Consider the following 10,807-nt stretch of genomic DNA (forward strand, 5'->3'; position numbering starts at 1 on the left):
CCGGTGTCTGGCGGATCCTGAAGAAGCTCGGCCTGAACCGCCTCCCAGCATCGCAGCGATACAAACGCACGGAGACCCGCTGGAAACGCTACGAGAAGCAACGCCTTCCCCGTCATCGGAGAGGTCGCCCCGACCGCCGAGATCCTGGAGTTGTTGCACGGCTGACCCGGTCGGTCACCCCAGCAGACCGCGCATCCAGTCCGAGAACGCGGAATCGGCGAGGGGCGGTGGGACGGGCGTTTCGTCGGGGGTCGGCCCGAGGCCTTTGATCAGCAATTCCAGGTGCCGCCGCGCGAGTTCGGGCCCGAATCCCGGGGTGCTCGTCGCCACCCGGCTGATCGTGTGCGTCAGGATCGGAATGTCAGTCGCCGCGAAGTCGGCGCGCACGGTTCCCTCGCGCTTGGCGCGCTCGACGATCCCGGTCAGCAACGGCTCCACCTCGGCACGTAGCCGCGCGGCATCCTGTTCGATGTCGCGGAACAAGAACTCCTGGAAGGCTCTGCTACGCGACTGGAGTTCGACGAAGGCACGCAGCACCGACGTCAGCGCCTCGTGACCTGAGGGGGCACTGCTGCACCGCTCGATCATCGCGACGGACTCGTCGACGCGCTCGGCGAAGAGAGCGTCGACGAGGGCAGCTTTCGAGCCGAAAGCGCGGTAAACGGTGCCCACGCCGACCCCCGCGGCGGCGGCGACCGCCTCGATCGACGCCCCCAACCCGTCACGGGCGAAGATCGTCTCGGCGACGCTCAGAACCGTCTCGCGGTTGCGTGCGGCATCCTTCCGGAGCGGGCGGACGACGTCGGTTTCTGGCATTTCGCCAGTCTACGCGGGGCGAATCCGCGAAACGGAACCATTTATTCCGTTTATAGTGTATCGTTCCTCTCCAGCGGTCCGCACCGCTCATGATCCGCGAGGAGGCGGCTATGACAACTTTCAGACAGCGACTCACCCGCGTCATGGATGGCCGGAGCCGCAAGGGCGCCGAGCTCGGTCCGTACGCCGTGGAGATCGAGAAGGATCTCCGGGTCCCGATGGATGACGGCATCGAACTGCTCGCGGACCTCTACCGACCGATCGGAGCAGACGGCTCGCTCCCGACGATCGTCATCCGTGGACCGTACGGGCGCAGCGGATCGCTGGGTGGTGCGGCACGTGTCCTCGCATACGAGGGATTCACCGTCCTGTTCGTCAGTTCGCGCGGCACGTGGGGTTCTCCGGGGGTGTTCCAGCCGCAGGTGGACGAGCAGCGCGACGGCATCGCGACCCACCGCTGGACGCGCGCCCAGCCATGGTTCACGGGGAGGCTCGCGACCTTCGGCGAAAGTTACATGGGCTACACGCAGTGGGCGGTCGCGGGAAAGATGCAACGCGACGAGCCGGAGAACGCCCCGGAGGCGTACGTGCTACAGATCACGATGGCCGACTTCGGTGCGATCACCTGGAACAACGGTGCGTTCGCCCTGCGGAATTCGCTCGGGTGGACCCGGATGATGGATCGGATGGATCGCGGAGGCCTCGCGCTCCTCGGCATGCTCTTTCCCGACCCGAAGCTCGAGAAGGCGTTCGATGTCCTGCCGCTGAGCGCCGGCGACTCGGCGGCGATTGGCCGTCAGATCAGCTGGTACCAGGATTGGGTCCGGCACGAAGACCTGGGCGACGAGTACTGGACGAAGCAGTCCCACACCGGTTCGGTGCCCGACGTGACCGCGCCCGTGTTCATGCTCACGGGCTGGTACGACATCTTCACGCCTTGGCAGCTGCGCACGTACCGTCAGCTCGTCGAGGCGGGCAATGCGCCGTTCCTCACGATCGGTCCCTGGGGTCATATCTCTTCCGGGAAGGCGGCGCCCGCGCATCGCGACAGCGTCGCGTTCCTGAAGAGTGTCTTCGCCGACGAGCCGTGGGACAGGCCCGCGCCCGTCCGTGCCTTTCAGACGGGAACGGATGTCTGGCACGATCTGCCCGAGTGGCCGCCACCCGCGGTCACGTCGCAGTCCTGGCTCCTCGGAGCGGAGGGCACCGTCGGCCAGAATGCCGTCCCGCCCGGGTCCACGCGCTACACGTACGATCCCGACGAGCCCACGCCCGCCGTCGGCGGTCCGAGCCTGCTCCCCGACACCGATCCCGTCGACAACGCCGAGCACGAGAAGCGCTCGGACGTCGTGACCTTCCGTTCGAGCGCGCTAAGTACACCGCTCGAGCTTGCGGGGGAGCCCGTCGCACACATCCGGGTCCGATCGAGCGCGCCGAGTTTCGACGTCTTCGTGCGGATCACGGATGTCGGGCCCGACGGTCGCTCCATGACCGTCTGCGATGGAGTTCGGCGCATCGGCTCGGTGGGCACGCGCGCCACAGATCCTGACGCCGATGCCGACGGCTTCCGTGAGGTGTCGCTGCCGCTCTGGCCGACGTTCCACCATTTCGCCGCGGGACATCGCCTGGGCATTCAGATCAGTTCCGGCGCGCACCCGCGGTACGCGCGCAACCCGGGCACGGGTGAGGCGGCGTTCGACGCGGTATCGACGGTCGTCGCCCAGCAGGAGGTCGCGCACGGCGGGCTGCAGGGCAGCCGAATCGATCTGCCGGTGTGGTCGCGCTGATCGCGGCTCGACCAGCGTCTACGGGGTTGCGTCGCCGCCCGATGCGGCCCAGCGATCGCGCAGCGCGAACGCGGCGGCCTTCGGTTTGCGATCGCGCGTGAAGACACCCTTCTTGTTGCCACCGACACGGTGAGTGCTCGGCCCCGTCGCAAAATCTGCGAAGTTCCATACGTGTTCGCCGACGATCGACGGAATGCGATCGAAGACGCGATGGTACATCCGCAGGAGGTCGGCCTGGTACTCCTCGCTCCACGGTTCGTTCGTCGCTGAGTGCATGCCCGCTATGGAATCCGCGCCGTACTCTGCCATGACGATGGGTTTGTCGTAGGCCGCTGCCCAGGCCGTCAGATCCTTCTCGAGGCGAACCTCGGCCGCCGCGAGGTCCCCGGTGAACACGTACCAGCAGTAGTAGCGGTTGAGGCAGAGCACGTCGAACAGGTCGGCGAGCCGATCCGTCTCGTGGCTGGCCAGGGCGACGTTCGAGTAGGTGATGGGCCTGCTGGGGTCGAGCCGGCGAGCCAGCTCCACGAGCGGTTCGGAGTACTCTCGTGCGCCGTCGACCCCCGAGTCGGGCTCGTTCGCCAGGCTCCACATCACGACGGACGGGTGATTCTTATCCCGCGCGATCAGCTCTTCGATGGCGTTCTCATGGCTCGTGCGCGTGGCGTCGCCGTAGCCATCCGGACCGAATGTGGGTCGTGAGCGCTGTCCGAAGACGCCGCCGCCGACCGCCATGTTCAGACCGACCGCGGCGGTCTCGTCAACGACGACGATCCCGTGCCGATCCGCGTAGTCGATGACGTCTTCTGCATAGGGGTAGTGCGAGGTACGGAAGGAGTTGGCGCCGATCCACCGCATGAGCTCGAAGTCGTGCACCATGAAAGCGTCGTCGTGACCACGTCCCCGGACGGGTGCGTCCTCGTGCTTGCCGAAGCCCGTGAACGAGAAAGGTACATCGTTGATGAGGAACTGCGTACCGCGCACCGCGACGGTACGAATGCCGAAGGGCTGCTCATAGACATCGACGATGTCGCCGTCCCCATTGCGGGCTTCGACGTCCAGTCGATAGAGGTAGCCGTCGCCGGGTGCCCACAGGTGCGGGTGTTCGACGACAACGCTGCCGCGGGCTCCCTCACCGGTCGCCACCACGCGGTCGTCCGCATCACGAACATTGACGACGACGTCGGCGGCCGCATCGTCGACGACGACGTCGTAGTCGACGATCGCCCGGGGGCCGATCGATCGCGTCGTGACGGTCACGTCGCGAACCCGATCACGCGGAACACGCAGAAGCCAGACGGGCCGGTTCAGCCCCGCGTAATTCGCGAAGTCATGCTGGAACGTCTGGCGACGCCTCCCGTCCGGACCCGTAACGACTTCGCCCGGGGGGATGCTGGCGCGGGTGAGTTCGTTGTTCACCGCGATCGTGACACGCACCTCCGTACCGGCGTTGGCGTGTGCCGTGATATCCACTTCGAAGGGTGTGTACCCGCCGACGTGGGATCCCACCAGCTCGTCTCCGACATAGACCGACGCCTCGTGGGTCGCGGCATCCATGCGCAGGATGATGGCCGAATCCGTCCATGACTCGGGCACCCGCAGGCGGCGCTGGTAATACACCCAGCCCACGTGGGACGCGACGGCGGTATCCATGAAGAGATCGTTGTAGCTGGCAGGAACGGGAACCTCGCGCAGGCCGGGCAGACGCGAGGTCCACCATCGCGCATCCTGCGCGCTGCCGTCGCCGATGGCGAACCGCCAGAGTCCATCCAGCTTGTTGGCTTCGCGTGTCGCCGTAGCGATGGGTTTCAGCATGTCGTCTCTCCTCGAGGTCAGGTCTTAGTGATCGAACTCGGCGAGCACCATCGTGTCGCCGAGCAGTTCTTCGTCATCGGCGAGTTCGGGGACGACGAGCGCGACCAGTGCACGGCGGGCTTCGCTCCGAACGCGAGACCGCGCAGAGTCGATTGCCGCGCTTGCCGCATCGCTCGGAAGTCTGCTCGCCAGAGTTCCCTCTACCCAGTACGAAAGCACGCGCGCCGCGCCCGTGCCTCGCCGGCCCGCGGCCCGCTCGGCCCGGAGAACCGGAGCTATCCGCGCTCGCAACTTCCCGACCCCGTCCCGCCCGATGCGAGTCAACGCGTCCGCCATCGCCCTGTTGTGGAACCGGGACAGGAGCGCCGATCGATAGGCGTCGAGGTCGAGGTCCACGGAGGAGGGCAGATTGCGCGCAGCTTCGTTCCAGAACTCCTCGAGTCCTGCGGTGATGAGCTGATCCGTCATGGCATCCGCAACGGTCGTGTGTCTCCTCAGCAAGCCCGCGTAGGCGAGGAACGAGTGCGCGCCGTTCAGGAGCCACAGTTTACGAAGCTCGAACGGCTCGATATCCGTCACGAACTTCGCGCCGACGGCATCCCAGGACGGGCGGCCGGCGGGGAAGTCGCCGGAGAGCAGCCAGCTGGAGAACGGCTCGGCCACGACCGCGGCGTCGTCGGCGAAGCCGGTGAGCTCGGCGACACGTTTTGGCACACTCGGATCGATCTGCGGGGTGATGCGGTCGACGGATGTCGAGACGTACGTGACATCGGTCGAAAGGTAGGGGATGAGCTCAGGAAAGGTGCGCTCCGCGGCGTGGTGGAGGGCATCGCGCAGCACAGTACCGTTCGCGGGCAGATTGTCACAGGGGACGAGAGCGATCGGCGGAGCGCCCGCGAGGCGCCGTCGTTCCAGACCGAGCAGCAGGCGCGCGAGGGGTGTCCTGAGGGTCGGAAGGGCGTCGGTGTCACGCGGCAGGGATATCGCCGTCAACAGTGCGAGGTCATCGCCGATCTCGATCGTGTCGTGCCCGTCACCGGCCACGGGCAGTCGGTAGCCGGCCTCCGTGATGGTGAGCGTGGCGATGGCGGTTTCGGGTGCCTCGAACTGCTGCACGAACGTCGCCGTATCGCGCCCGTCGACCGCTGAGCGGATGCTCCCGACGATCTCGGCCTCGTCGTCCTCGTCCGAACGGGTCAGAAGCGTGTAGAGACCGTCCTGGCGCTCGAGGGCGGTCGCGATATCAGGTCCGCCCGGTGTATCCCACGATTCCCCACTCGGCTGCTTCGGGCGAGCGAGCCGTGTACCACGCTTGGTGGGATCGACTGAACGCGCCGACACCGAGGTGGGCGATGCGCGCAGGAGCCGGCGGGCATGCCGTACCGCGCGCGGCGAGCGCCGCGCGGGAGAGCCTCGGACTCACAGTTTGAAGACCTTTCGAGGCTGTGCGTCCGTCAGGTCCACGATGATCCGCTGCGCGCGGGCCCGTCCTATGCGGCCTTCCGCGACGAGGCGTGCGAGATAGGACGCGTCGACGCGTCGGGCCATGTCGTGGCGTGCCGGTATCGACAGGAAGGCGCGCGTATCGTCGATGAATCCGGCAGATCGCGAAAATCCTGCGATCTCGGTCGTTGCGGCCCGGAACCGGAGGATGGCGTCGGGCGCGTCCAAGAACCACCAGGGTGGTCCGATGAACACGCTCGGGTAGAAACCGGCGAGCGGGGCGATCTCGCGCGAGAAGGTCGTCTCATCAACCGTGAAGAGCACGAGGTGAAAGTCCGGAGCGAGTCCGTATTCCTCCAGCAGCGGTCGGAGATTGCGCGTGTACTCCGTCGCGACGGGGATGTCGTGGCCGGTATCCGGCCCGAAGGAGCGATACGTCTCGGTGTGGTGATTGCGCAGCACACCGGGATGGATCGTCATCACCAGGCCGTCGCGCACGCTCATCCCTGCCATCTGGAACAGCATGTGAGCCCGGAACGCGCGCGCCTCGGCCGGGGTCGACTCGGAGCGGACCGCGCGCCGGAACAGGGCGGCGGCCTCGTCGGATGCGAGCGGTTCCGCGAGAGCATCGACGACGCCATGGTCTGCGGAGGTCGCTCCATGAGCGATGAAATGGGCGCGGCGCGACTCCAGCCCCTCGAGGTATCCCGTGTAATCGTCGGTGGGAGTGCCGTGCCACTGGGCCAGACGCTCGACGCCGCGCAGGAACCCCGGAGCTTCGGGGTCGAGGTATGCGTCGGGGCGGAAGGTGGGAATGACCCGGCCATCGAAATGGGCGTCGTCCGCCAGAGCCCGGTGCACGTCGAGGTCGTCCATCGGGTCGTCCGTCGTCGCGAGAACCTCGATCCGGAAACGGTCCAGCAGACGGCGCGGCCGGAAGTTCGGCTGCTGCAGGCGGTCGGCGATGACGTCGTACAGTGCGTCAGCGGAGGAAGCGGACGGTTCGCGATCGATGCCGAACAGGCGCGACAGCTCATCGGTGAGCCAGTATCCCGACGCGGTGCCGCTGAGGACGTCCCAGTTCTCGCAGAACGAGCGCCAGGCGCGACGGGGATCGCGCACCTCGACGCCCCCGACGCCGAGCTCGGCCGGATCGACCCCCGCCGTCTGCAGGAGCCGGGTGACATAGTGATCGCCGGAGAGGAGCAGTCGCGTGGGGTCGGGGAACGCCTCGTCATCGAGCAGCATACTGCCCTCTGCGGCCGTCGTTGCGGTGGCGATCGCGGTCATCGTGACGCTTCCTGTCGTTCGTCGCGAGCGAGTTCGAGTCGTTGAGTGCGTCGCGTGGCCTGTTCGTCCGGGTCGGGTACGGGCGAGGACAGCAGAAGGCGTCGAGTGTACGGATGCGTCGGCTCCGAGGTGACGCGCTCTGCGCTGCCGCGCTCGACGATTTCGCCCCGATACATGACCGCGACGTCATGGCTGATGTGCCGGACGACGTCGAGATCGTGGGAGATGAAGAGATAGGCGACGCCCGTTTCGCGTTGGAGCTCCAGCAGAAGGTCCAGGACCTTCCCCTGGGTCGTCAGGTCGAGGGCGCTCACGGGTTCGTCGCAGACGATGAGCTTGGGTGACAGCGACAGCGCCCGCGCGATGGCGATTCTCTGCCGCTGACCGCCCGAGAAGTCGCGCGGGAGACGCGTGGCGGCGTCCGCGGGCAGCCCGACGCGGTCGAGGAGGTCTCGGACGCGGACGCGGGCCTCGCGCTGCGGCACTCCCTGCGCGCCGAGCGGCTCGCGAAGAATCTCGCCGATCGGCATCGCGGGGTTCAGCGACGTGTAGGGATCCTGGAAGACGACCTGGATATCTCGGCTGAGCGCTCGCCGCTGGCGTCTCTTGGCGTGTGTGATGTCGGCGCCCTCGAAGGTGATCGACCCCGCGGTGACGGGGGCAAGGCCCAATAGGGCGCGTCCGAGAGTTGTCTTGCCCGAGCCGGACTCGCCGACGAGACCGAGGGTGCGACCTGGCGAGACGGAGATCGAAACCGAGTGAAGTGCGCGGAACGGCTTCGCGCGCAGCGACCGTGTTCGATACTCGACGGATACGTCGCTTACATCGACGAGGTGGGGTTCGGTCATCGGATGCCTCCCGCGAGGGGCGTGAGCGGTTTTTTGTCCTGCAGCATCGAGCCGAGCAGTCTGCGCGTGTACGGCGCGTGCGGATCACGCAGGACCCGTCGCACGGCACCCTCTTCGACCACGGCACCCTCTTGCATCACGAGAACCCGGTCGGCGAGATCGGAGACGACGCCGAAATTATGGGTGACCACCACGATGCCGACGCCCAGGGTGCTGCGCATGTCTCTCAGCAGGTCGAGGACCTCGGCCTGCACGGTCACGTCCAATGCCGTCGTGGGCTCGTCGGCCATAAGCAGATCCGGTTCGCTGCTCACCGCCCCCGCGATCAGGACGCGCTGTGCCATTCCGCCCGAGATCTCGTGCGGGTAGGCGGCCATTGTGCGTTCGGGATCGGCGATGCCCACCTGTGACAGGAGATCGATCGCGCGCCGCGTGGCCTCGGCCCGCGAAAGCTTGAGGTTCTTCATCATCGGGCGCACCAGCTGGCGCCCGATCGTAAACGAGGGCGCGAGGTTCGACATGGGCTCCTGCGGGATGTAGGCGATGCGTCGCCCGCGCAGCTTCGACAGGCGATCCTGCCGAGTCCCCGAAGCGTCGACTGTCTCCACGCCGTCGAACCAGATGCGACCGCCCGTCACCTCGCCACCCTCGGGCAGGAGCCCGAGGATCGAGAAAACCGTCTGCGACTTACCCGACCCGGATTCTCCCACGATGCCGAGGACCTCACCGCGGTCGAGGTGGAACGACACGGCGTGCACGACGGGCGTCGTTCCGGTGGGCGTGCGGAACCCGATCGAGACGCCCTCGACATCCAGGAGATGGCGGTTCTTCGGCTGATCGGCGCCGTCGGAGGCGGGCAGTTTCTTCGGGGACTCCCTCTTCGCCCGCTTCCGCGGCGGTACGGTCGGGCGGTCCTCGAGCCCGTCGCGCAGCGCGTTTGCGAAGAGGACGAAGGCTCCGACGGTCACGCCGATGGCGAGGGCGGGCCACAGGATCAGCAGGGGTGCGACGTAGACGTTGCGGAAGCCCTCGCTCAGCATCACGCCCCAGGTGGGCACTCGCGGATCGCCGAGGCCCAGGAACTCCAATCCTGACTGAACCGAGACCGCAACGCCGAAGACCATGGCGGCCTGGATGATCAGGGGCGCACGGACCACCGAGATGATATGTCGACCGATGATCCGCAGGTCCCCGAGCCCCGACACGCGCGCGGCGTCCACGTACAGCTCACCCCGGACGGACTGTACGGCAGTGCGCGTGAGGCGATAGAAGGACGGGCTGATGAGCACGCCGAAGACCACCATCGATAGCCAGACGGAGGGCCCGAAGGCGGCCCGTACCGCGAGGAGCACGATGATGCCGGGCAGCGCCATGATGAGGTTCGTGCTCCAGCCTGAGACCGCATCGAACGGTCCGCCGTAGTATCCGGCGATCAACCCCGCCGGCAAGCCGATCGCGATGGCCACGAGAGCGCAGAGGATCGCCGACGCGACCGTGATCTGCGTTCCGTACAGCAGCCGACTGAGCACGTCGCGACCGGCGCTGTCGGTGCCGAGGAGGTGCTCGGGGCTGGGGCCCGCGAGGATGTCGCCGATGTTCGCGAAGTTGGGATCGTAGGGTGCCAGCATCGGACCGAAGATCGCCAGGAAGAAGACGACGAGAATGATCGACGCCGAGAGCACGCCCATCGGATTGCGCACGAGCTTGCGCAGCAATGAGTCGCGCTTGCTCGGGCGAACGGGAAGGGGCGCGGTGAGGGGAACGGTCATGAGAGTCGGATTTTCGGGTTGAGCCAGCCGTTGGCGAGGTCCACCAAGAGGTTGACGATGATCACGATGACGACGGTGGCGATGACGACACCCATCACTACGGGGATGTCGCCGAGCGATGTCGACGAAACGGCGAGGGTTCCCATCCCGGGAATCGCGAAGATGGTCTCGATGATGACTACCGCTCCGAGCAGGCCGACGAACTGAAGACTGATGACCGTCAAACCGGTCGGTGCGGCGTTTCGGAGGACGTAGGTGAAGAGGATCTCGCGCTCGCTGATCCCGCGGCTGCGCAGGGTGCGGACGTAGTCCAACTGGAGTTGCGAGCGGACGGCGCTACGGATCTGTTGGGCGCCGGAAGTGACGTAGTTCAGGACGATCGCGATGACAGGCAGAGTGAGGGATGCCACCCATGCCCCGATCGGCGCGGTGGGGCCGATGGTGGAGATGGCGGGGAAGATGCGCAGCTGGATGGCGAAGATCGTGACCAGGATGATGCTGAGGACGAAGCCCGGGATCGCATCGCCGATCACGGCGCCGATCTGCACCATACGGTCGACCCATCCACCCCGGGCAGCCGCCGCGATGCCGAGGGCGGTCGCGATCAGCGCGACCAGCACCATCGAGACCGTCACGAGCGTCAGGGTGATGGGTAGGCGTGTCGCGAGCGCTCCCACGACGGATTCACTGTTGAACCAGGATCGACCGAGGTTACCGGAGAGGGCGTTCACCACCCACGCGCCATACCGGACCAGCAGTGGCTGATCCAGGCCGAGCTCGGCCTCGAGGCGGGCGATCTGCTCGGGGGTCGCTGACTCACCGAGGACGTTCCGGGCGATATTCGGGCCGGAGAAGAACAAGAGCGAATACGCGATCAGGCTGATCGCGGCGAGCAGGACGACACCCGCAGTTTATAGAACTGACGGAGGTTGTTGACAGCCGGGTCTTCCAGTTGGGAGGAAGACTTCATGACATCAACTCTGTCCGCGTCTGCGTTGCGAGCTATCGAGCGACGGGCCAATCACAAGCTCGCCGTCCT

Annotated in this window: 8 protein-coding genes; 1 reads left to right on the top strand and 7 read right to left on the bottom strand. The window is 66.7% G+C overall.

What is annotated here, in order from left to right; translation table 11 throughout:
- Nucleotides 1–174 precede the first annotated feature (174 nt).
- The gene (locus ACIQ0W_RS15715; protein ID WP_396643596.1) at nt 175–816 is read right to left on the bottom strand and encodes a TetR/AcrR family transcriptional regulator; all 642 of its coding nucleotides are present in this window, start codon (nt 814–816) and stop codon (nt 175–177) included.
- Nucleotides 817–926: 110 nt separating this feature from the next.
- On the opposite strand from ACIQ0W_RS15715, the gene ACIQ0W_RS15720 reads away from it, so the two are divergent.
- Nucleotides 927–2,603, top strand: coding sequence for a CocE/NonD family hydrolase (locus ACIQ0W_RS15720; RefSeq protein WP_396643597.1), 1,677 nt, complete (start codon nt 927–929; stop codon nt 2,601–2,603).
- Between the two features lie 18 nt (nt 2,604–2,621).
- Here the strand turns inward: ACIQ0W_RS15720 and uidA are convergent, their stop codons facing one another.
- The 6 genes from uidA to ACIQ0W_RS15750 all read right to left on the bottom strand — a co-directional run bounded on the left by uidA (nt 2,622) and on the right by ACIQ0W_RS15750 (nt 10,664).
- Nucleotides 2,622–4,418: a beta-glucuronidase gene (gene uidA, locus ACIQ0W_RS15725; protein ID WP_396643598.1), complete on the bottom strand. Its 1,797-nt coding sequence runs from the start codon at nt 4,416–4,418 to the stop codon at nt 2,622–2,624.
- 24 nt (nt 4,419–4,442) lie between these two features.
- Nucleotides 4,443–5,759 (bottom strand): mannitol dehydrogenase family protein, encoded by a 1,317-nt coding sequence (locus tag ACIQ0W_RS15730; protein WP_396643599.1) that lies wholly within the window; start codon nt 5,757–5,759, stop codon nt 4,443–4,445.
- A gap of 78 nt (nt 5,760–5,837) precedes the next feature.
- Complete coding sequence (gene uxaC / locus ACIQ0W_RS15735) at nt 5,838–7,151, bottom strand: glucuronate isomerase (RefSeq protein WP_396643600.1); 1,314 nt, start codon at nt 7,149–7,151, stop codon at nt 5,838–5,840.
- Entirely contained in the window at nt 7,148–7,999 is an 852-nt protein-coding gene (locus tag ACIQ0W_RS15740; protein WP_396643601.1) for an ATP-binding cassette domain-containing protein, read from the bottom strand. Before ACIQ0W_RS15740 ends, uxaC begins: the two co-directional genes overlap by 4 nt.
- On the bottom strand, nt 7,996–9,768 hold the full coding sequence (locus tag ACIQ0W_RS15745) for a dipeptide/oligopeptide/nickel ABC transporter permease/ATP-binding protein (protein ID WP_396643602.1): 1,773 nt from the start codon (nt 9,766–9,768) through the stop codon (nt 7,996–7,998). Before ACIQ0W_RS15745 ends, ACIQ0W_RS15740 begins: the two co-directional genes overlap by 4 nt.
- Nucleotides 9,765–10,664 (bottom strand): ABC transporter permease, encoded by a 900-nt coding sequence (locus ACIQ0W_RS15750; RefSeq protein ID WP_396643603.1) that lies wholly within the window; start codon nt 10,662–10,664, stop codon nt 9,765–9,767. The genes ACIQ0W_RS15745 and ACIQ0W_RS15750 overlap by 4 nt, the downstream gene beginning before the upstream one ends.
- Between the last annotated feature and the right edge of the window lie 143 nt (nt 10,665–10,807).

Origin of the sequence: Microbacterium sp. (assembly GCF_044340635.1) — a bacterium.
Classification (GTDB): Bacteria; Actinomycetota; Actinomycetes; order Actinomycetales; family Microbacteriaceae; genus Microbacterium.